Source organism: Pedobacter sp. 22163 (genome assembly GCF_052045595.1).
GTDB lineage: Bacteria > Bacteroidota > Bacteroidia > Sphingobacteriales > Sphingobacteriaceae > Pedobacter.
Genome location: NZ_JBQEPM010000001.1, coordinates 239613 through 260441, shown reverse-complemented (window position 1 = coordinate 260441; position 20829 = coordinate 239613). Strand labels below are relative to the sequence as shown.

The window sequence follows — 20829 nt, the reverse complement described above, 5'->3', positions numbered from 1 at the left end:
TAAGAGGAACAGTACAATGAAGAGTAACACGATAAAAAACCGGATTTTTCCATTGTATTGTTTCTGGGTAATTCTTCCATGCTTTAAATCCAGGTAGTTACCCAAATAAATTAGCCCAAAGAATAAAATTAAAATTATAATAAGGAATTTGAACATGTTCGCCGATAAAGATATATCAAAGTTTAACAATATAGAAACGCCTTTTTACTACTATGATACCGATCTGTTGCAAAAAACCTTGCGCACCTGCGCAGATGCAGCGGCTCCGTATCAATTTCATATTCACTATGCGCTAAAGGCAAATTTTAATTCTGTGCTGTTAAACCAGATCAAAGAAATTGGTTTCGGTGCAGATTGCGTGAGTGCAGGAGAGGTTAGAAGAGCAGTAGAAGTAGGTTTCGATCACAAAAAAATCGTTTTTGCCGGAGTAGGTAAATCGGATAAAGAAATCAACGAAGCTCTTGATCTTGATATTTTCTGCTTTAACGTAGAATCTATCCAAGAATTAGAGGTACTAAATGAACTTGCAGGTAAAAAAGGTAAAATAGCTCAGGTGGCTATTCGCATCAATCCTAATGTGGATGCACATACACACCACAACATTACTACTGGTTTAGACGAAAATAAATTTGGGATCAACTCCTGGGATTTGCCAGAGTGCGCAGAAACTTTAAAAGCATCTACAAATCTGAAATTTATCGGTATCCATTTTCATATTGGTTCGCAGATTACCAATTTGGATGTATACAAAAACCTTTGTGTGCGTGTAAACGAATTTGCAGCCTGGTTTGAAGATAAAGGTTTTAACCTGAAAGTATTAAATGTTGGTGGCGGCTTAGGTATCGATTATTATAATCCTGATCACCAGATTCCCGACTTTGAATCTTATTTTAAGATTTTCAATGAATTTTTGACTGTTAAACCTGGTCAGGAAGTTCATTTTGAATTGGGCAGGGCATTGGTTGGTCAATCGGCTTCATTGATTACCCGTGTACTTTACATTAAAAACGGAAAGAAGAAAAACTTTGTGGTTTTAGATGCCGGTATGACTGAATTGATGCGCCCGGCACTGTACCAGGCTTATCATAAGATTGAGAATTTGTCTCAAATCTCAAATCTCGGTTCTCAAATCTCAGTTAAATACGATATTGTAGGGCCCATCTGTGAAAGTACCGATTGCTTTGGTAAAGAAGTAGAACAGCCAGAATCTTTCAGAGGTGATATTTTTGCCATCCGTAGTGCTGGTGCATATGGAGAGGTGATGGCTTCGAAGTATAACTTAAGGGATGCAATAAGATCGGTTTATAGTTCAGAGATATAAATTGTCATATTGAGCCTGTCGAAATGCTTCAAAGTTCTTCTACAGGCTCAGGATGACAAATCAATTATTTCTTCTTCGACGCTACAAATACAATTACACCAGCTACCAGAATAATACCACCTGCATAAGGAGGCCAATTGACGGATTTTTCTTTATCGGCAGATATTTGAATGGGACCCGCATCAACAATTTTTTCTTTTTTGGTGTAAGAGAAGCCAGTCCAGATGAGCATAGCAATGCCCACTACGATTAATATAATTCCTAATGTCCTGTTCATAATATTTATTTATATCAGAACAGTACCTGAGCCATTATGTTTTATTGAAATGAATAGCCAAAGCTTATTTTTTGCGCATAATTAACATTATCAGCCAGTTCATAAGAAAGAGAAAATCGCTTGATGTATAAGAAATAGTTAAAAACCCAACCGAATGAATTTTTCCCGTTAATTTCATCGTAAGCTTTTAAGCCAGATCTGAAACTATTTGCAAAATTAGGTGTGCCGCCAAGAAAAAATCTAAAAGCATGTCGGAAATCATGGTTATCCCTTACCCTCCAGATCACCTCTGTAGATAACCCAGTCGTCCAAAGTATCTTTTTGTTGGAAACGGCTACGTAGTCAGGAATATGGCTGTTATAAACCTCTTGTCTGAAATTGGTGTAATCGCCGCCCTCAAAGCTAACTGCATTTTCAAAATTGATATACCTAAAATCTGTATTCCCGTTAGCAGAGGTTTTGTGAAGGCCTGCAGAAAGTCTTAAACCAACACCACTTATCGATTTTTTAAAAGCCGGAAGATAATTCTTAAGATTCTCTTCAGTGTTGTCATTGTCTCCACCCGAGGCTTTTCCAATATAACCGTACATGCCATAAGAAATGTTTGATTTTTTAAAAGTGTGTGAACGGCTTATGTTTGCCATTCCGAGTTCGAAATCCGTACCAGCGCTTGGTGATATAGAACCGGCATAACTTGCTGATACAGAGGTTAAGGTTTTAATGCTATCGGCACCCATTGCTTTTGGCATATAACCCATGTTGTTCCCTAGGATAGCTGGTGTAAGCAAAGATGTGCAAGAAGTAAATGCACTAAGAAAAAGTAAAGAAGAAAGAGCGATAATTTTAGTTTTCATTTTTATCTTTTTGTTATTCGTCAAAGAAATCAACCAATCCACCCAGAAAATATTCCTGGATCCCATCTGTAAAATCTTTATAGTCTTCATCAGGAATATTGGTTTGTTTAAATTCCAGTGAAGTTCCTTTTTTATCTTCGTGAAGTTTTATGGTTACGATAGAAGGTTCGTTTTCTTCTCCAAAATACCATTGTTGAACAATCTGTTTGCCGTAAACAAACTCAATATTTTTGCCCGTAATATCTCCATCCCAGTAAGAAAATTCTGTTTCTGGCAATTCTTCAAACTCTACTTCAGCACCAGTCCAGAGTTTTATACTGGTTTCTTTGGTGAGGGCTAAATACACTTCTTCAGGTGGGGCAGGTATGTAGGTATATTTTTTAAAATCTTTCATTTTCTTCTATTCTATGTTGAGCCTCAAAATTAGAAGTATTATTTGGAATATGATTGTTGTGGAAATTTTTAGATAAATCTTGTATTAAAGCCATATTCCATAAATGTTTTGGATAGGTGAATACAAATGTTGCCTTAACACGCTCAGATTTTAAGAAGTATAGAATCCATATGGTTGCGAAAGCTCCCTGAATAACTAACCTGGTAATATCCGATATGTAACTATGGCCAGTACTGCCTCCGTCAACCCAAAAGGCGAGCATGATATCAAGTAAAAGAACAATAAATGAGGATATTTTAAATGCAATAAAAAAATAGGGTAGACTTTTTCTGCGGTTAAAGAAGGTGAAAATAATTAAAAGGCTGAAACTTAATAAGTATGCATTGGCTATGCTTTCAAAAATAAATGCAAACTTATATGCGAAGGTTGCAAACCTACTAAGGTTATCTAAATTGTCCCAGGTTGTTTGGTTGTACAAGCCAGATTTACCCATTGTGATCAGTATGCTTATGGGCGCTATTGAAATTCCAATTGCAATAACAATTAGCCAACCTCCAATCTGCTGAGCATTTTTAATGGCTTCCAGATCGAAGGGCTGCTTCCTGAAATAAAATATACAGGCCAAGCCACAAAATAACAGGAAAGCAAAGGTTGTTAAGCATATAAGCCAATAGTTTATATTCGCATAGGTAGTTCCATTATTTCCACAATAATAAATGCCATAAGATACCGCGTTTTTGATCTCCTTTTTATCTTTAATATACTGTTCTAAACTATTTGTTTCCAACACAGGTTTGAAATTCTGAAAATAATAGGATAGATGTAAAGTATCGAGTTTAGAATTTACAGAGAACAGAAAGCGGTAATTATCATTGTCTATTTTTATATTTTCTCTTTCTACATTAGCCGCGAAAGGAAGAATAACAGTAATCTCCTGATCAATATTGGAGGGGTATACTGTTGAAAGTGGTGCATCCCTGTATTTTTTTAGTGAAACGAGTTCATCTTCAATTAAATCGCCATAGAAATATGCTGACAATTTTGACTTGTTCGATTCATCTTTGGTCCAGAAATTTTTAATTTCATAATCTTCTGTTACCGTTATAATGTTTTCTTCCTCATCGTCTTCAACTTTAAGCGGTTTTTTTAAAGTAAGGCCAGGATAAATATCTGCGTAATAATCCAGATATGTTTTTTCATAATCATCAGCACCGTCTTCATTTAAATTTGCCCTGAAATCATCAGCATAATTATTAGAATAAGTGGTTACTATTTTAAGGGTTGTTTTTTCGTTTTTAGCGGTATCTCCAACTTTAAATACCGTACGCGATTTTGTTTTTCCAAGAAGACGCGATGGCGTTGCCATTAATGCGTTTGTTTCGGGTTTTATAACCAGAACATTAGCCTCATAAGGAAAATTGATACTCGTGATAGGGCCACGCTGATCAGAAATTGTTGGGTCTATATAAACATGCCTGTCATCAATTTCAGCCATAACCACTTCATGGTTAAATATCGTTGGGCTAGGTAATAAGGCCGCAGTTTCTTTTTCCAGGTAGGTATTGATGAAAACCGAATATGCTTTAATACCATTGGCGTTTAACAGATAACAGAGTAAAGTCGATTTATCTTTGCAATCGCCATAACGTTGTTGTAGTATTTTTTCAGGTGTGTTTGGGCGGTGAGAATATTCACCGATTTCGATTCCCATATAACGGATATCATCCTGAACAAATCTGGTAGCAAGCGTTAAATATTTTTTTTGATCGTTTTTTGATTTTGCTTTTAGCTCTGCAATTTTATCATTGATGATTTTAGAATTTTTTAGATCATAATTTTTTAAGTTCAAACCCCAATCTACGATTTCTTTCCAGCTGTTGTATTCAGAGATCTGGACCCTTGCGTAAGGATTGTAATATGATGGTTCGTTATCATGATCTGGATAGGTTTTAGTCATCATACTTTGCCACTCAAAAATATTCATCCCATTTTCAACCGTCTTTTTAAGTTTAGGGGTATTGTTGAAATCTTTGGTTTTAATATTACGTTTACTGTTGAATATTAGATTGTTGTAAACGTTAACGATCTGGCTTCCACCTTCGAAGTAGATTGTGTTTGAGTATTTGCTAAAAACAGGGTTATTTCCTTTTATGGTATAAGAATATTCGATGCGATCGCCTTTTCTGATATCATCAAGGATTAAGTAAGCGGTATACAAACCACTGTATATAAAACGGGAGAGTTCCTTTTCCTTTTGTATGATCTTAAATTTTTGGGCATCAAGCTTATCCATTGGTTTATTGTTCCTCCAGATGACCAGCTTATGAAAGATAAGTTTTTCATAGCTTGGGTTGTAAGCTATAGAAATTTCAGAACCGTTTTGAACACCATTGCCAGAGCTGATCTCGCGGATGAGGTGATGGTAATATTCATTGGTTTCGAGGTTATTCTGTTTTTCGAACAAATAAAGATAATACCCATCCTGGATATCTTTATTGGCTGGTTTTTTATTTGTCGTTACTACCTTCCGAAGCCATGCAGGTTCAGTTTTAGATGTCGAAAAATTTTTGCGCTGTGCTGATGACTCTAAAAATAAAGCAATAAGCGCAAACAGAAAGAAAATTTTGAGAACGTTCTTTTGAAACATATAGGAATTTATTTAAATGCGTTTAATCCGGTTACATCCATTCCGGTGATCAGTAAATGTATATCGTGTGTACCCTCATAGGTTACTACTGATTCTAAGTTCATCATGTGGCGCATAATCGAATATTCTCCGGTAATTCCCATTCCGCCAAGCATCTGGCGGGCATTACGGGCTATGTCCAGTGCAATTTCTACACTGTTTCTTTTGGCCATCGATATTTGTTCTGCAGAAGCCCTGTTTTCACTTTTTAATACGCCCAAACGCCAAACTAACAGCTGCCCTTTGGTAATTTCGGTCACCATTTCGGCCAGTTTCTTTTGCTGTAACTGGAAACCGCCAATGGGTTTTCCAAATTGTACACGCTCTTTCGAATAGCGTAAAGCGGTATCATAACAGTCCATCGCTGCACCCAAAGCGCCCCAGGCAATGCCATAACGTGCTTGGTTTAAGCAACCTAGCGGACCTTTTAATCCGCTTATTTCGGGGAAAATATTTTCTTTTGGCACTTTTACATTATCAAAAACAAGTTCGCCTGTAGCTGAAGCACGTAAACTCCATTTGTTATGTGTTTCAGGAGTCGAAAATCCTTCCATTCCGCGTTCCACAACTAATCCTCTTATTTTTCCAGATTCGTCTTTCGCCCAAACCACTGCAATATCGGCAAACGGTGCATTACTGATCCACATTTTGGCGCCGTTTAAAATATAGTGGCTCCCTGCTTCTTTGATATTGGTTACCATTCCGCCCGGGTTAGAGCCGTGATCAGGTTCTGTTAACCCAAAACAGCCCATCATTTCGCCACTAGCCAGTTTTGGTAGGTATTTTTTACGTTGTTCTTCAGTACCATAAGCATAAATAGGATACATCACCAAAGAACCTTGCACAGAGGCTGTAGAACGGATACCAGAATCCCCCCGTTCAATTTCCTGCATCAGAATTCCATAAGCGGTATAATCTAAACCTGCACCACCATATTCTACCGGGATAGTTGGTCCGAAAGCACCAATATCAGCCAAACCTTTAATGAGGTGTTTTGGAAATTCTGCTTTTTGTGCATAATCTTCAATAACCGGACTCACTTCCTTTTTTACCCAATCTCTGGCCGTTGAGCGAATTAATTTATGTTCATCGGTTAACAATTCGTCCAATAAATAATAGTCTGGTGCCTCGTAAAGGTCCTTTTTTACTGATTTGCTCATGTAATTTCGTGTTATCTGATTAAGAAATCGCGTTCATTTCAAAGGTAACAATTTACGGCAATGGGCATTATATTAGTGAATAAAAATTAATTTTGCAGCTTACAGAACATACATGAGCCATTTCAAACAAACCGTAGCCTTAAAAGACGTTAAATGCTTTGCCCTACATGGTTATTACCCAGAGGAGCAACTTATTGGAAATCATTTTGTTGTAGACTTAGTAACAGAATTTACGCCACAGGGTTTTGATGATGAACTGGCACAGACCGTTAATTATGAGGACCTGAATCACATCATCATGCAAGAAATGAAACATACACAAAAGCTTCTAGAAACAGTTTTGAAGAATATCATTTCAAGAGTTATCGAATTGTACCCTTTTGTTGAAATGGTTAATGTGAGTATGAAAAAACTAAATCCACCGATGCCTGGTCAAATTGGGCACTCTTTTGTTAAATTATCTTATACATCAGCAAAATAAAATGAATTTTACGAAGATCAATCCCGAAATTTTAGCAGAAATTAAGGCTGCAATAGGCGCAGATAAAATTTTTACTGATGTAGAAAGTTTAGATAAATACAGTCACGACGAAACGGAAGACTTACGCTATCAGCCCGAAATTGTGGTGAAACCAACTTCTCCCGAAGAAGTTTCTGCTTTACTTAAAATCTGTAACGCACATCATGTTCCGGTAACACCTCGTGGTGGTGGCACGGGTTTAAGTGGTGCCGCTCTGCCGATTTATGGTGGCATTTCTTTATCGATGGAAAAGTTTAAAGCCATTATCGATATTGATACTGAAAACCTGCAAGCAACTGTTGAGCCCGGGGTAATTACCGAAGAATTCATCAATGCTGTGGCGGAAAAAAGACTTCTTTACCCGGTTGATCCAAGCAGCAAAGGATCTTGTTTTATTGGTGGCAATGTAGCGCACGGTTCTGGTGGACCAAGAGTAGTGAAGTATGGAACGATACGTGAATACATTCTCAATCTCGAAGTGGTTTTGCCAAACGGCGATATCATTTGGACAGGTGCAAATACCTTGAAATATGCATCAGGTTATAATTTAACCCAGCTGATGATCGGTTCAGAAGGTACCTTGGCAGTGGTAACCAAAATCGTTACCAAATTATTGCCTAAACCTAGTCAATCAGTTTTAATGATGGGCTCTTTTAGTACCAATGAAGATGCATGTGCAGCGGTTTCTGCAATTTTTAGGGCAGGGGTAACACCATCGGCTTTAGAGTTTATGGAGCGAAAAGGGGTGGAATGGGTAATTAAATTTGATGATATTAAGTTCGATTTAAAAGATGATGTTGCTGCGTTATTGATGATTGAGTTTGATGGAGATGATTTGGATGATATTTTTAAAAACTGTGAGAAAACCAATGTTGTTTTAGAAGCGCATCACTGTACGGAAGTTTTATTTGCAGATACCGCTGCTCAAAAAGAAGAACTGTGGCGGATGCGAAGAACGATGGCCGAATCGGTAAAATCCAATTCCGTATACAAAGAAGAAGATACCGTTGTTCCGCGTGCGGCATTACCTAAATTAATCAATGGTATCAAAGAAATTGGTGCTAAATACGGTTTCGAAAGTGTTTGTTATGGCCATGCCGGTGATGGAAATCTGCACGTAAACATCATTAAAGCTGGAATGAGCGATGAAGACTGGAAAAACAAACTCAAATTTGGTATTGCCGAAATATTCGAATTAACAACAGCTTTAGGTGGCACATTATCTGGTGAACATGGAATTGGTTTGGTGCAAAAAGAGTTTATGCCGATCAAGTATTCTGAAATTCATCTTAATTTAATGCGGGGTATTAAAAAAGTTTTCGATCCGAAGGGAATATTAAATCCTGGCAAAATTATGCCTGATACCCCTAATCCCTAAAGGGGAATTATAGGGGAGGCGAAAAGGCAAGTTGATAAATATGAAGTGAAGTAGTCTCTAAGATGCAAGCTCATAAACATTTGGAGTTCAGGTTCTATTTTATCCTTAAGACATTACTAATGCGAAGTCAAAAGCCCCTTCAGGGGTTTGGGGTTAGCTGCTCAAACCCCAGCATTTTTTGCTTTTCTTCTTCGGGGATGGCGGTTGGTTTGCCGGTGGCGTAATCAACCGCAATGCAAACCGTTTTTCCTTTACTGCAGATGATCTCTTCTGTTCCTTTTATCTTAACGATCTGGTATTCCAGATCAAAACTGGTAGTGCCAATCCTCGATGTTTTTACGTGAATAGCAATTTTATCGTTCATTACAATAGGTAAAATGTAATCCAGTTCAGCATGGGCAATAACGATTCCGGTTTTTTTCCAATCCCATTTTATAATTTCTTCCCAATACTTTGTTCTGGCAATTTCTAAATAGGTAAAGTAAATGGAATTGTTTACATGACCCATCATATCGAAATCAATAAAGCGCATATGGATATTGGTTTTGTAGTTGAATTTGTCTGAAAAATCCTTTATTTCTGCCAATTTGTCTTTTGACTTGGATTTACTTTGCCAAAATGTCTTGAATATCATAAATTTTTGCTTTGGTATGTAAGTTGAATATGGTGTATTATCAATTTAAAAAAATAAAAAATAAAGAATAAGCGATATGACACTAGTAAATTTTAACAACAGGACCCGTAACACAGCTCCTTACTTTAACAATGTTTTCGATTCATTGTTTAGCGATGCAGTAACTAAAAACAAAATGGTTGATAAATCACCAAATGTGAATATTTACGAAAATGAAACTGCGTATGTAATTGAGTTGGCTGCCCCAGGTTTAAAGAAAGAAGATTTTCAGATTAATTTAAAAAAAGATACCCTTTCTGTTTGGGCAGAAGTTAAAAAAGACGATACCCAGGTAGCTAAAGATTTTACACGTAAAGAATTTGATTATAGCTCATTTGCCAGATCATTTAATTTACCTGATAGTGCCGATGGTGATAATATTACTGCTGAATACAAAGACGGTATTTTATCGATCAATATCAGCAAAAAAGACGATGCTAAATTACAGCATAAAGAAATTGTAGTATCGTAATAAAGATATTCTCGAGAGAGGATTTTCATAATAGTTTAGTTTTTTCAAAGGTTATGAATCTTGCATCAGCTGAGTTTGAGGTAAGTGTGATTGATTACTGATGCAGGTTTCATAATAGTTTAAGTTTAGGTTTTATAAGGTTAATGCTGGATGGCATTAACCTTATTTTTTTAATATACCGCAGTGCTCCAAAGGAACTTCTACGGAGGAGAAATCTGTCTAGTTGAATAAAGATTTTAGATTTCTATCCCGAAAGTTCGGGACTGTGCTTCATCCGATAGCTATCGGATCGAAATGATGTTGCCTCAAGCCCTTGCCATAGTTTAAGTATTTAGATTGATTTTAAGTTACAATCTTAAAATCACCTTAATCTCATTTTTTGTACTTTTGCGGGATGGAGAGAGAAATTCTGGATACAAAGCGTAAAGCACTTAAAATAAACCTTGACCCTCGAATTTACGGCACCTTTGCCGAGATAGGAGCAGGACAGGAAGTTTCGCGGAACTTTTTTAATGCTGGCGCAGCATCTGGAACTGTTGCCAAAACGATGTCGGCTTACGACATGACTTTTAGCGACGCTATTTATGGCGCAGAAACCAATGGCCGTTATGTAAGTCAGAACCGCCTTTTGCAGATGCTCGATCACGAATTCGGTTTACTTAATGAGCGTTTATCGGGCGAAAAGTACGAAAGCCGTACTTTTTTCGCTTTTGCTGATACCGTTACTACCCTGAATTATAAACGTACCAACGAGCCTCATGGTTGGGTTGGTATTCGTTTCCAGAGCGAGCCAGGTGGTTTACCAAATGAAATATTTTTCCACGTACGCTTGTTGGATACAGATGTAAACATGCAACAGCGTGTTTTAGGGATAATTGGCGTTAACCTACTTTATGCAGCATTTTACCACTATCAGGATCCAAAATTGATGGTAGAATCTTTGGCTGATAACTTAACCATCGGATCTGTAGAAATCGACTTGATTTCGGTAAAAGGGCCGGCTTTTCCAGATGTAGACAACATTCTGCTTAATCTGTATATGATTATGAAGGATTTCTCGGCGGCAGCAATTTTCGATGCCGATGCACATCCCCGTCAGGCCAAAGATCTTTTATACAAAAAGGATATCATGATTTTAAGGACTAAATATGGTCAGAAATCATTGCCTAACTTTAACCTGTTTAATAAAGCTACCGATCAGTTTAAACGTACAAATAAGGTAGAAGAGGGGAATCTAGCGGTAATGATAGAGGTTTTGTTAACCAATGTTTTAACGGATGGACAAGAAACCCCTGATGATATCGACCTGGAAACAGTGGCTAAAAGAGCACAGGAAATGTGCGATACGGGTAACATCGTGATCGTATCTAATTTTACCCGCCATAACCGCCTGGCGAAATATTTAGCAAGGTGCAAACCTAAAAGTGTTGGCTTGGCAACAAACATCAACAACTTAAAATTTGTATTTAATTCCAAAAATTTTACCGGAGAAAATTATTCAGGTCAGTTATTAAGCTATGTGAACGACATGTTTAACACCAATGTGCGGTTATTTGCTTATCCTTTCCTAGACAAAAAGATCAATCAGGTAATTACCACGGCAAATATGCCAGTTACGCCAGAGGCAAAACCTTTATTCGATTTCCTTTTGATAAATGGATATATTACTGATATTAAGGATTATAGTGAGGACGAGGTGAAGACAGTTTAGAAGTTAGAGTTTCTTTCGGATCATCATGCTGATCCGATAGTTATCGGATTTATTTTGCAAGTAGAAATAGTGTTTTCAATTGTCTTATAGCTGCTATGTGGTCAGCATTTTTCCTACAATAAAGCCCCTGATCCTGATGTGATAATTGGGGCAGAGTGACGATCGCATATAGAATAATGGTGGATGTTAAACCGTTCGTAATACCGAGCCGGTTTCGTTTACGATTAAGGTATGGTTTACACCACATTTTAAAGCAAAATTATTTCGTTGGTGCCCTACTGGGAAATCGAAAGCTACAGGGTAATTGTATTCCGTTACTTTTTCCAAAACAATATCATAAATGGTTTTTCCGAATTCTTCGCCAACATCGTCAGGTTTAACTTTAAAGCCACCAACGATTAATCCTCTAAGATTTTTCAGTTTGCCACTGCGTTTTAGGTTCCACAACATTCTATCAATACTATAAAGGTATTCGCCGGTATCTTCGATAAAAAGGATTTTACCTTTTGTATCTAAATCCGAATCACTACCTGCCAGAGTTTCGATAATACTCAGGTTTCCACCCACTAAAATGCCATCAACTTTTCCTTGCCGATTATTAATGTTTGTAGGAGCAGTGTAACCCATTTGCTCGCCAATTAAAGCATTTTTTACTGATAAAATCGTTTCAATCTGTATAGGCTCGGCTTTACTCCAATCATCAGGAAAACTATTGCACATTTTAGAATGGATAGAGGCAATGCCATAATTTTTGGACAAATGGCAATGTAAAACGGTAATATCACTAAAGCCAATAATCCATTTTGGATTTCTTTTGAACAAGGAGAAATCGAGTTTATCGATTATCCGTACAAAACCATAACCGCCACGTGCACACATAATAGCTTTGATTGTTGGATCATCGAGCATTTGCTGAAAATCAGCTAGTCTCTCCTCATCTGTTCCGCCATAGGTAAAATCGCGTTTGCCAATAGTATTGCCAACTTTTATGGTAAATCCCCAGCTTTGCATCTGTAAAACTGAAGGCTGGATTTGTTCTTGTGTAATATATCCTGCAGGACTCGTAATTCCGATGGTATCACCAGGTTTTAGATAGGGAGGGATCTTAAATGATGAACTTTCGTTTTCAACGGTATTGGCGAGTGTTTTAAAAGCAGGAAGTACGGTTGCAGTCGCAATAAAAGAAGAAAGGAAATGTTTTCTGTTCATCTAGAATATGAATGTGATGTTGATTGGGCTAATATAGGATTTAAAATATTCGCAAAAAAGAAAAGGGATTTATATCCATAAATCCCTTTTTTAAACCAAACAAATTAATCTGTAAAAGATTAGTATAATGTGAATTATATAAATAACCCAGAATGAAATAAAAAGTTTTGAGATTTTTGAAAAAAATAAAGCATATCATATTCATTGCCTACGAATTAACTTTTTAAATTACTGTATCTGCTAAATAGCCCTGATGGGAACGGAAATACTTTTGGCTCTGATATTACATTTTCGAAAACTTTCCAAAAAGATTGGAGTGGACAGCAGGAGCGAACCCTACTATGAGCACTGAAACTGCGCTTCCAATAATAAGGTTGGACATTTGGCCAAGATCCTTCCCTTAGGATGACAGCATCTATTTAAAAAGGTAAAGGCTACCCATCGCGGATAGCCTTTGCTAACAACAAAACAAATATAAGATAACCAAATCTTGCCTGATTGAGCAGAATCAGGATAAAGTGCTATGAGATACACTTTGCGGCCTAGTAATGGATTCGAACCATTGTAAAAAGTTTATGAAACTCCAACCTTCCAATCGGTCAACTGGCCCTGTTTTTATAGTTGCTTTAATGCCAAATAATCCCTTAGTTCTAAAATCTGTTCTTTATTTAAGCTATCTTCATCCTTTGCAAACACTGGTTCATCTGTTTCCATTTGTAGCGGATTAATGAGTTTCGGATATTCATCTATAGTTGGGTATTGAAAATAAATCGACATGATTTTAGCTTTTAATTGTTCAACATATTTTTTGTTAATGATTAATGTTGAGCAAATATATAAATAAGTATATAATATCTATGGATTTAGTAGTTATTATTTTAGGAAATATTGCAACTATTTCATTTTCAGTAAAATAATTTTAAAAAGAGTTGCTGTTTTATTGGAGATACTGCCCCGGACTAAAAAAATTGAATAAGAACAGACCCAATTTTCTTCAGTTAATAGTAAGTAGTAGAACTATAGTAGGCATGAACTTGCAACATTCATTTCCAGGCCTTTAAATTCAATTTCAGAAAAGCTAATTATTTTAAGGATATTTGCAGTTCAAACATTAAAATAGTAATTGTGTCTTTAGATAAATTAAAACTTAGCAAGCCACTTGTAGCGGCCATGACTGATGCAGGATTTTTAACTCCAAAAGAAATCCAAGCCAGAACAATGTCGCGCATTTTAGGTGGACAAGATGTTATAGCGGTGGGACCGGAGGGTTCGGGAAAAACAACAACTTATGTTTTAGCTACTTTAATGAAGTTGAAGTACGCTTTTGAGGAAGCACCAAGGGCTTTAATTTTAGTGCCAGATGCAGAACATGTTGATCATGTTCTGGAACAATTTAAATTATTGAACCGTAACAATACCTTCAGGATTTTGGGAATCGATAGCCGTGGTGCTGTTGATACACAGATGAATGAAATAACGGATGGTGTTGATATTATTGTTGCCGTACCTGATCGGGCTCGTGCTTTATATTTAAAATTAGCATTAAATACCAATAAAATACAGTTGTTTATTGTAGATAATGCAGAGCTTATTGTTAAAAAAGGCCTGCAGTTACCCGTTGTAGAATTGGCCAATAGTGCTTATAAATCTCAGCATGTAGTATTTACTGAGGTAATGCACGAGAAATTGAACCATATGATTTCGCCTTTCATGAAAGATTCTACCACAACTATCGAGGTAGATGAAATAGGCGAAAAGCAGGCAGAAGTTTATCAACAGATGCTTTATCAGGTGCCTAATTTCAGAACAAAGCTTAACCTGTTAACCTTATTATTAAACGATACTGAGGTTTTTGATAAAGTTGTGGTTTTTGTAAATACACGTTTAACCGCACAAACAGTTTATAAAAATTTTAATCAACATAGAGAAGGCGAGATCAGTATCTATCGCTCGCTGTTTTTTGATGATAAGGGCTATGATGACATTGAAGACTTTAAAGATAACCCAGAGGCAAGAGTTTTAATTGTAGCCAATGAGAATTTAGGCGAACTTAATATTGAAGGGATTCCTTTTATCCTGCATTTTGAATTGCCAGAGCAAAAAGAAACGTTAATTCAGCGTATTGTTAAACATGGGGATGAAGATGTTGTGGCAATTACTTTTTCTACCGATATCGAATTGATTGAAGTGAAAAAAATTGAACAGGCCATCGGCCAGAAATTAGAGGTAATGGAATTACCGGAAGATTTGAAAGTTGTTGATGCAGCTGCTAAACCGAAGAAAAAGAAAACTGAAGAAGATGAGGATACTGACCGTGGCGCAGCTTTTCACGAAAAGAAGGCCAGTAACTTGAAAAATTACAATTATAGCGCTGGCACAAAAGCCAAAATGACTTATAAGAATAAAAAGGGTTTGTCTTAAAAACTTCCTTGAGAATCGTCCTCCTGAACTTGTTTCAGGATCTTTACATAGAAGATTTTGTACGTCTTAAGAGATTCTGAAATAAATTCAGAATGACGGTATCTCTTTTAACAACAAAGCTCCTCAGATTTAATTCTGAGGAGCTTTGTTGTTTAACCGTTAATTCCAATTAGTATAAAGTAAACTCTACACGACGGTTTTGTTGACGGCCAGCTGCAGTTTTGTTTGTTGCAATTGGTTGGTCAGGTCCGTAACCTGTAGCTTCGATTCTTGATGCATTTGCACCTTGAGATACTAAATAAGCTTTTACCGATTCTGCTCTATCTTTAGATAAACGTAAGTTTAGTTCTCTACCGCCAGTATTATCAGTATGACCAGCTAATTTTAAGCTAAAGTTTTTCTCTACCAATAAGCCAGCAACACGGTTTAATGTAGCATACGATTTAGAACGGATGGTTGATTTACCTAAATCGAACTCTAAGTTAGAAATTGCATCTCTCACCACTTTACGATCGGCTTCGGTAATTACTTTGGTTTCTTTAATGATTTCGCGTTGAACTTTGATCGGACAACCAGAACCATCAACAACAGTACCTGATGCAGTACCAGGACATTTATCGAATTTGTTTGCTACACCATCATTATCATCATCGCCTAGATCTTTAGCATACTGCTCTCTATCGCGTTGTGCATTTTGCTCGGCGGTTGATAATGCTCTTCTTAATTCAGCACTTTCTTCAGCACTTTCTTTACGTAAGTTTGCTAACGAACTGTAGTTTTGCAACTGAGGTTTGTCTTTGCTACCCAGTGCAAACTCTACACCAGCGTGTGCATAAGCGAATCTGCTTTTCGGTAAAGATTCTGGAGATTTAATAAAATTAACATCATAACCTAAATCAATATTGATTCCTTTTGCAACACCTAGTTTAACACCGGCGCCTACTGGGATAAACCAGCCTTCTCTGTTATTGCTTTCGCTTACTACTGCACCACTCGTACTATAATCAGACGACATATAACCAGCACCACCTTTTAAATAAGGGATTAAAACTGCATTTTCTTGATTAATGTTGATATTGGCAACATTAAAAACAGCGGTTAATGCGCCAGACCATTCCACGCTTTGTTGGAAATCAGTAGTTCCGTTTGTCGATTTGATATCGCCTCTTAAAAAATCAGCCTGCAACCCTAAAGATGGTAAAATTTGCTTTCTAACATTTACTCCGTAACCGATACTTTTAAATTCTTTTGCGGTAACACTTCCCGAACCGAAAATAGTATTAGGAGAAAGTATGCCTCCATGTACACCTACGCTCCAGGTACGAAAAGATTTTTCTCCAAACCTAGAACCTGTTGTAGTGGTAGTTGGCGTTTCCTGTGCAAATAATTGTGATGATAAACCTAATAAAGCAATCAACATTGTTGATTTAGTAATTCTTGTATTCATGTTTTTCTATTTTGTAAATATTAGTCTCTTAACAGTTTTTATTTCATACTGTTTTGTATGGACTAAGAAAAAACCCTGCCAAAAGCATTATTTTTATTACAAATAGCATGTTATCAGAAGATTAGGAGGGGAAAATAATTTCACAAAAATGTTACCATCCAACTGAAATCATGTTTGTTTTTGTATAGTATTCTATACAAAAATTTAAAAAGAACCGTTGTGTAGTAGTTTAAATTCTACTTGTCTGACGGATTTTTCTTATTATTCAATAACATCTCCAATGTTTTTTCGAGCCTGTTTGTACGCGTCTTTTCCTGTTTTGCAGATAAAAGCCAAAGTACGTATTCTTTTCGATGGGAGTAAGCGAGTTGGTTAAAGAAGTCTAATGCTTTAGGATGGTTTTCTAAGAGGGTTTTTAAATCTTCAGGGAGTTTAACGGTTTTATTCACTGGATCTATATATTCGCCAAATTCGTTGGTCTTAATGTGATCGTTTCTCATACCTGATGGCTTTACCTCAGTAATGAACTTTAAACGCAGGGCAGTCCAGGTTTCATTTACTGCAGCCGATGCACAAGGCGTTAAACCAAACTTTTTAAGCTCTTGCCAGCTTTTCATCAGATCAAGATCAGATTTAATTTTTGAAGATTTTTTAGGATAGAATACCCAAAAAATAGTTTTTGCATCAATGTGGCAAATATTACTTTCGATTTGCTGGTTAAGTTGGTCTATGCTCGTGGCAAAAGTGATTAACACATTAAAATAAACTTCTTCAGTATATTTTATAGCAATATGTGGGTCGACCTCGCCAAAAATGGTAACCGCATCTTGGGGCGCATTTATTACCCTAACGGTGTAGTTAGGTTTAATATGAAGTTTTTTTAATAATAAATTTTCCATTTATAAGTCTGATCAATACTGTGTTCTTTGCGCCCTTTCTCTGTGTTCTTTGTGGTTAAAAAAATAGATGAATTACAACCTTAATTTAGCGAAGAAATCCCAAAAAACAATACCGGCAGAGATTACGATGTTGAAGGAATGTTTGGTTCCAAATTGAGGAATTTCGATACATTCATCAATTTTTGCCATCACTTCGTCGCTCACACCATCAACCTCGTTTCCAAAAATCAGTGCATATTTTTTATCCTGATCGGGCTGGAAAGTGTTCAGCATGATACTGTTTTCGGCTTGTTCTATTGCAATGATCTCATAACCCAAGGCCCTTAAGGCATCAACTGCCTGTAAGGTATCGGTATAATGAATCCAATCAACAGATTGTGTAGCGCCTAGCGCTGTTTTCTCAATTTCGCGGTGTGGCGGTTGAGCCGTTATACCACAAAGGATAACTTTTTCCAATGCAAACCCGTCGGCTGTGCGGAATATCGAACCTACATTGTGCATACTGCGCACATTATCCAACACCACCACAACAGGTAATTTTTCCTGTGCTTTAAACGCTTCAATATCCGGACGATTAAGCTCGTCTAATTTTAATTTTCTCATTATTTTAATTGATTACACAGATTGGGGGATTACACCGATTGGATATAATTTCGGAACTGTGCTTATCCATAAGTATATGTTATTAAATGTGGACCATTGCCAATCTCGCTAATGTAAATTGCAGCAGGGTAGCCAATCTTATCTACGTAATAATCGGTTAAATGTTTTGCAAAGTCTTCTTCAAAGCCTTTTTCTAACAAAGCTATCGCACAACCACCAAATCCTGCACCGGTCATACGGGCACCTATAACATGTTCATAATCAGCGCAAAAATCAACAACTGTATCCAGTTCTTTTCCGCTTACTTCATAAAGTGTTCTTAACGATTCATGCGAGGCGTACATCAAGCGGCCAAATTCTTCCAGGTTCCCGCCGTTTAAGGCTTTAGCCGCCAAATGAACCCGATCATTTTCTTTAACCACATGTGTTGCGCGGTTTAAAATAGTTTTATCTGTTATTAAATGGCTATGCAATGCAAATTTCTCGGCAGTTAATTCGCAAAGGTAATGAAGTGTTATTTCCTGGTTCAGCAATTTAAGGGCAGTTTGGCATTCTGTTACACGTTCGTTGTATTTAGAATCTGCTAATTCTCTTGGTTTATTGGTATTGATGATCGCCAAAACATATTTACCCAGGTCAACATCAACCATTTTATACTTCAAGGTTTCGCAATCTAACACTATAGCTTTGTTCTTTTCACCAAAGGCAACTGCAAACTGATCCATAATACCAGAATTTAAGCCTATAAAATCATTCTCAACCCGTTTGGCTATTTTAACCAGTTCCAGTTGATCATAACCAAGATTAAAATAAGTATTTAAAGCATAAGCAGTGGCGATTTCTATGGAAGCTGAAGAGGAGAGCCCTGATCCGATTGGAATGTTTCCATAAAACAGAAAATCCACGCCATTAATTTCTTTTCCATCCTTAATAAATTCGTTGATCACACCTATAGGGTAATTGGCCCATAAGCTGCCATCTTTATGGCTTGTGGTATTACTTGTTACCTCAGTTTGAACTTCAAAGTTTAAGCTTTTAAACCTGAATTTATGATCATTATTTGTGGCAATGGCTACCCAGGTACCTAAGGTAATGGCACAGGGCATAACCAAACCGCCATTATAATCGATGTGTTCGCCGATCAGGTTAATACGCCCGGGGGTAAAATAAACGGCATCAGCTTTTTTATGGTATTGCCCGGCAAATTTTTCCTCAAGGTTAATGTTCATTTGGCTAAAATATATTTATAAAAAGCATTAATAATAGTATGTTTGTTTAGGAAACAAAAGCCCTAAGTTACAATTTATGAGCGTTCAGCAAATACCTACCGGAAAAATTATTGATGGCGAAGAAGTTATCGCAATCGAACTAACCAACAGCAAAGGCACTTATGTGAAAATATTCAATTATGGTGCGATTATTAACAAATTTGTAGTTAAAAATGCTAAAGGCGAAAAGCAGGATATCGTTCTTGGTTTCGATACTTTTGATGAATATCTTGATCCGGCTTATCTGGCAAATGGGGCTTATTTAGGCGCTGTTGTTGGCCGTTATGCAAACCGCATTAAAAATGGCAGGTTCACCATTGATGAAGAAACCTACCAATTGGCACAAAATGCAGGTACCGATACCTTACATGGCGGTATTGTAGGATTTGATAAAAAAGTTTGGGAGGTTATTGAGCTGGGTGATGGACCACAATCGTCGGTTACGTTACAATATGAAAGTGTAGATGGCGAAGAGAATTTTCCTGGGAACCTGATCATTGATTTAACTTTCGAACTTACCGAAAATGATGAATTGATTTTAAGTTATGAAGCTGAAACTGATCAGGCTACTGCAATTAATTTAACACACCATGGTTATTTTAATTTAGCACCAAACGGAGGAAATATTAAAAATCACAAGCAGCAGATTTTTGCTTCAAATTACCTCGAGCAGGACAGCAACTATTCTGTAACAGGCAAATTGATCCCTGTTGAAGGTACACCTCTAGATTTTACCAAATCTAAAGAAATAGGGCAGGACTGGGACGAGAAAGAAGGATATGACCAAACTTTCGTTCTGGATAAAATCTACGGCGATTTATCATTAGCAAGTAAAACAAATGAAGAAGAAAGTGGTTTAGTTTTAAGCGTATATACCACAGAACCGGTAGCGCATCTGTATACTGCAAAATATTTGGATGTTAAAAATGGTAAAGGTGGAAAAGATTATGGAAGTTACGGGGCATTTTGCGTAGAAACACAACATCATCCAAATGCAGTTAATATTCCAACCTTTCCAAGCACTATTTTGAGGCCGGAGGATCTGTATACGCAAACAACGATTTACAAAGTTTCACTAATCAAATAATTATGTTCACCATCGAAGACATCCGTGCAGCAGAATCAAAAATTAAAACTGGTGCAGATTTCCCTCAGTTTATTAAAGAAATTAAGGAAATGGGTGTTAAGCGGAACGATGTATATGTATCTAATGGCTTGTCGATTTATTTTGATGATGAAGATAATGTGCAGCAGATCAGTCCTGATGAATATCCGACTTTGATTATAAATGATGAAGCATCTGCTGGTAAATTAACACATGCTTTGAAGATACATCAGCAGGGCGAAACAGATTATTTTACCTTTTGTAAGCAGGCTGCAGATGCCGGTGTAGAGAAATGGGTAACCGATCTGGAAGAAATGACCTGTATTTATTTGGATGCTGAAGGTAATGAATTGGTAAAAGAAAATATCCGTAAGGTTTAATCATTTCCGTGGTGTCAGATGTTGCCATCTGACACTTCTGGTTTTCCGCAT

The 20829-nt window shown here is 36.8% G+C and carries 20 protein-coding genes; 8 read left to right on the top strand and 12 right to left on the bottom strand.

Going from position 1 to position 20829, the window contains the following annotated elements; all coding sequences use genetic code 11:
• Positions 1-154: 154 nt before the first annotated feature.
• A complete protein-coding gene (lysA, locus tag ACTJKN_RS01145) occupies positions 155-1321 on the top strand; it encodes a diaminopimelate decarboxylase (protein WP_440821918.1) in 1167 nt (388 codons plus the stop codon).
• Between the two features lie 64 nt (positions 1322-1385).
• Here the strand turns inward: lysA and ACTJKN_RS01140 are convergent, their stop codons facing one another.
• The 5 genes from ACTJKN_RS01140 to ACTJKN_RS01120 are packed head-to-tail and all read right to left on the bottom strand — an operon-like array spanning position 1386 to position 6692.
• Complete coding sequence (locus ACTJKN_RS01140) at positions 1386-1598, bottom strand: hypothetical protein (RefSeq protein WP_138821201.1); 213 nt, start codon at positions 1596-1598, stop codon at positions 1386-1388.
• Positions 1599-1639: 41 nt separating this feature from the next.
• Positions 1640-2452 carry a hypothetical protein gene (locus ACTJKN_RS01135; RefSeq protein WP_440821916.1) on the bottom strand — a complete coding sequence of 271 codons (813 nt, stop codon included), beginning with the start codon at positions 2450-2452 and terminating at the stop codon, positions 1640-1642.
• Positions 2453-2465: 13 nt separating this feature from the next.
• Positions 2466-2846, bottom strand: coding sequence for an SRPBCC domain-containing protein (locus tag ACTJKN_RS01130; protein WP_440821914.1), 381 nt, complete (start codon positions 2844-2846; stop codon positions 2466-2468).
• A complete protein-coding gene (locus tag ACTJKN_RS01125) occupies positions 2833-5493 on the bottom strand; it encodes a DUF3857 domain-containing protein (RefSeq protein WP_440821912.1) in 2661 nt (886 codons plus the stop codon). Before ACTJKN_RS01125 ends, ACTJKN_RS01130 begins: the two co-directional genes overlap by 14 nt.
• 8 nt (positions 5494-5501) lie before the next feature.
• On the bottom strand, positions 5502-6692 hold the full coding sequence (locus tag ACTJKN_RS01120) for an acyl-CoA dehydrogenase family protein (RefSeq protein ID WP_440821911.1): 1191 nt from the start codon (positions 6690-6692) through the stop codon (positions 5502-5504).
• Positions 6693-6804: 112 nt separating this feature from the next.
• Between ACTJKN_RS01120 and folB the strand changes: the two genes are divergently transcribed.
• Both folB and ACTJKN_RS01110 read left to right on the top strand, forming a co-directional pair.
• Positions 6805-7173 carry a dihydroneopterin aldolase gene (gene folB, locus ACTJKN_RS01115; RefSeq protein ID WP_440821909.1) on the top strand — a complete coding sequence of 123 codons (369 nt, stop codon included), beginning with the start codon at positions 6805-6807 and terminating at the stop codon, positions 7171-7173.
• Position 7174: 1 nt separating this feature from the next.
• Positions 7175-8590, top strand: coding sequence for an FAD-binding oxidoreductase (locus tag ACTJKN_RS01110; protein ID WP_440821907.1), 1416 nt, complete (start codon positions 7175-7177; stop codon positions 8588-8590).
• A gap of 139 nt (positions 8591-8729) precedes the next feature.
• Here the strand turns inward: ACTJKN_RS01110 and ACTJKN_RS01105 are convergent, their stop codons facing one another.
• Complete coding sequence (locus ACTJKN_RS01105; RefSeq protein WP_440821906.1) at positions 8730-9224, bottom strand: acyl-CoA thioesterase; 495 nt, start codon at positions 9222-9224, stop codon at positions 8730-8732.
• A 76-nt stretch (positions 9225-9300) separates the two neighbouring features.
• Between ACTJKN_RS01105 and ACTJKN_RS01100 the strand changes: the two genes are divergently transcribed.
• Positions 9301-9735, top strand: coding sequence for an Hsp20/alpha crystallin family protein (locus ACTJKN_RS01100; protein ID WP_440821904.1), 435 nt, complete (start codon positions 9301-9303; stop codon positions 9733-9735).
• A gap of 394 nt (positions 9736-10129) precedes the next feature.
• A complete protein-coding gene (locus ACTJKN_RS01095; protein ID WP_440821902.1) occupies positions 10130-11446 on the top strand; it encodes a nicotinamide mononucleotide adenylyltransferase in 1317 nt (438 codons plus the stop codon).
• Between the two features lie 186 nt (positions 11447-11632).
• On the opposite strand, the gene ACTJKN_RS01090 is transcribed toward ACTJKN_RS01095, so the two are convergent.
• Positions 11633-12655 carry a S66 peptidase family protein gene (locus tag ACTJKN_RS01090; protein WP_440821900.1) on the bottom strand — a complete coding sequence of 341 codons (1023 nt, stop codon included), beginning with the start codon at positions 12653-12655 and terminating at the stop codon, positions 11633-11635.
• Positions 12656-13270: 615 nt separating this feature from the next.
• Positions 13271-13432 carry a hypothetical protein gene (locus tag ACTJKN_RS01085; RefSeq protein WP_440821898.1) on the bottom strand — a complete coding sequence of 54 codons (162 nt, stop codon included), beginning with the start codon at positions 13430-13432 and terminating at the stop codon, positions 13271-13273.
• A 348-nt stretch (positions 13433-13780) separates the two neighbouring features.
• On the opposite strand from ACTJKN_RS01085, the gene ACTJKN_RS01080 reads away from it, so the two are divergent.
• Positions 13781-15076 (top strand): DEAD/DEAH box helicase, encoded by a 1296-nt coding sequence (locus ACTJKN_RS01080; RefSeq protein ID WP_440821896.1) that lies wholly within the window; start codon positions 13781-13783, stop codon positions 15074-15076.
• Positions 15077-15245: 169 nt separating this feature from the next.
• On the opposite strand, the gene ACTJKN_RS01075 is transcribed toward ACTJKN_RS01080, so the two are convergent.
• From ACTJKN_RS01075 to ACTJKN_RS01060, 4 genes are all read right to left on the bottom strand, one after another.
• Complete coding sequence (locus ACTJKN_RS01075) at positions 15246-16523, bottom strand: OmpA family protein (RefSeq protein WP_440821894.1); 1278 nt, start codon at positions 16521-16523, stop codon at positions 15246-15248.
• A 236-nt stretch (positions 16524-16759) separates the two neighbouring features.
• Complete coding sequence (locus tag ACTJKN_RS01070) at positions 16760-17422, bottom strand: YdeI/OmpD-associated family protein (protein ID WP_440821892.1); 663 nt, start codon at positions 17420-17422, stop codon at positions 16760-16762.
• 72 nt (positions 17423-17494) lie between these two features.
• The gene (locus ACTJKN_RS01065; RefSeq protein ID WP_440821890.1) at positions 17495-18025 is read right to left on the bottom strand and encodes an RNA methyltransferase; all 531 of its coding nucleotides are present in this window, start codon (positions 18023-18025) and stop codon (positions 17495-17497) included.
• A gap of 62 nt (positions 18026-18087) precedes the next feature.
• The gene (locus tag ACTJKN_RS01060) at positions 18088-19254 is read right to left on the bottom strand and encodes a galactokinase (protein ID WP_440821889.1); all 1167 of its coding nucleotides are present in this window, start codon (positions 19252-19254) and stop codon (positions 18088-18090) included.
• Positions 19255-19330: 76 nt separating this feature from the next.
• Between ACTJKN_RS01060 and ACTJKN_RS01055 the strand changes: the two genes are divergently transcribed.
• Both ACTJKN_RS01055 and ACTJKN_RS01050 read left to right on the top strand, forming a co-directional pair.
• The gene (locus tag ACTJKN_RS01055) at positions 19331-20380 is read left to right on the top strand and encodes an aldose epimerase family protein (RefSeq protein WP_440821888.1); all 1050 of its coding nucleotides are present in this window, start codon (positions 19331-19333) and stop codon (positions 20378-20380) included.
• Between the two features lie 2 nt (positions 20381-20382).
• Positions 20383-20778 carry a DUF1398 domain-containing protein gene (locus ACTJKN_RS01050; RefSeq protein ID WP_440821887.1) on the top strand — a complete coding sequence of 132 codons (396 nt, stop codon included), beginning with the start codon at positions 20383-20385 and terminating at the stop codon, positions 20776-20778.
• Positions 20779-20829: the final 51 nt, after the last annotated feature.

Excerpts from the sequence above, each read along its gene's own strand:
- lysA (WP_440821918.1), top strand. The coding sequence starts at position 155 with ATGTTCGCCGATAAAGATATATCAAAGTTTAACAATATAGAAACGCCT.
- ACTJKN_RS01140 (WP_138821201.1), bottom strand. The coding sequence starts at position 1,598 with ATGAACAGGACATTAGGAATTATATTAATCGTAGTGGGCATTGCTATG.
- ACTJKN_RS01135 (WP_440821916.1), bottom strand. The coding sequence starts at position 2,452 with ATGAAAACTAAAATTATCGCTCTTTCTTCTTTACTTTTTCTTAGTGCA.
- ACTJKN_RS01130 (WP_440821914.1), bottom strand. The coding sequence starts at position 2,846 with ATGAAAGATTTTAAAAAATATACCTACATACCTGCCCCACCTGAAGAA.
- ACTJKN_RS01125 (WP_440821912.1), bottom strand. The coding sequence starts at position 5,493 with ATGTTTCAAAAGAACGTTCTCAAAATTTTCTTTCTGTTTGCGCTTATT.
- ACTJKN_RS01120 (WP_440821911.1), bottom strand. The coding sequence starts at position 6,692 with ATGAGCAAATCAGTAAAAAAGGACCTTTACGAGGCACCAGACTATTAT.
- folB (WP_440821909.1), top strand. The coding sequence starts at position 6,805 with ATGAGCCATTTCAAACAAACCGTAGCCTTAAAAGACGTTAAATGCTTT.
- ACTJKN_RS01110 (WP_440821907.1), top strand. The coding sequence starts at position 7,175 with ATGAATTTTACGAAGATCAATCCCGAAATTTTAGCAGAAATTAAGGCT.
- ACTJKN_RS01105 (WP_440821906.1), bottom strand. The coding sequence starts at position 9,224 with ATGATATTCAAGACATTTTGGCAAAGTAAATCCAAGTCAAAAGACAAA.
- ACTJKN_RS01100 (WP_440821904.1), top strand. The coding sequence starts at position 9,301 with ATGACACTAGTAAATTTTAACAACAGGACCCGTAACACAGCTCCTTAC.
- ACTJKN_RS01095 (WP_440821902.1), top strand. The coding sequence starts at position 10,130 with ATGGAGAGAGAAATTCTGGATACAAAGCGTAAAGCACTTAAAATAAAC.
- ACTJKN_RS01090 (WP_440821900.1), bottom strand. The coding sequence starts at position 12,655 with ATGAACAGAAAACATTTCCTTTCTTCTTTTATTGCGACTGCAACCGTA.
- ACTJKN_RS01085 (WP_440821898.1), bottom strand. The coding sequence starts at position 13,432 with ATGTCGATTTATTTTCAATACCCAACTATAGATGAATATCCGAAACTC.
- ACTJKN_RS01075 (WP_440821894.1), bottom strand. The coding sequence starts at position 16,523 with ATGAATACAAGAATTACTAAATCAACAATGTTGATTGCTTTATTAGGT.
- ACTJKN_RS01070 (WP_440821892.1), bottom strand. The coding sequence starts at position 17,422 with ATGGAAAATTTATTATTAAAAAAACTTCATATTAAACCTAACTACACC.
- ACTJKN_RS01065 (WP_440821890.1), bottom strand. The coding sequence starts at position 18,025 with ATGAGAAAATTAAAATTAGACGAGCTTAATCGTCCGGATATTGAAGCG.
- ACTJKN_RS01060 (WP_440821889.1), bottom strand. The coding sequence starts at position 19,254 with ATGAACATTAACCTTGAGGAAAAATTTGCCGGGCAATACCATAAAAAA.
- ACTJKN_RS01055 (WP_440821888.1), top strand. The coding sequence starts at position 19,331 with ATGAGCGTTCAGCAAATACCTACCGGAAAAATTATTGATGGCGAAGAA.
- ACTJKN_RS01050 (WP_440821887.1), top strand. The coding sequence starts at position 20,383 with ATGTTCACCATCGAAGACATCCGTGCAGCAGAATCAAAAATTAAAACT.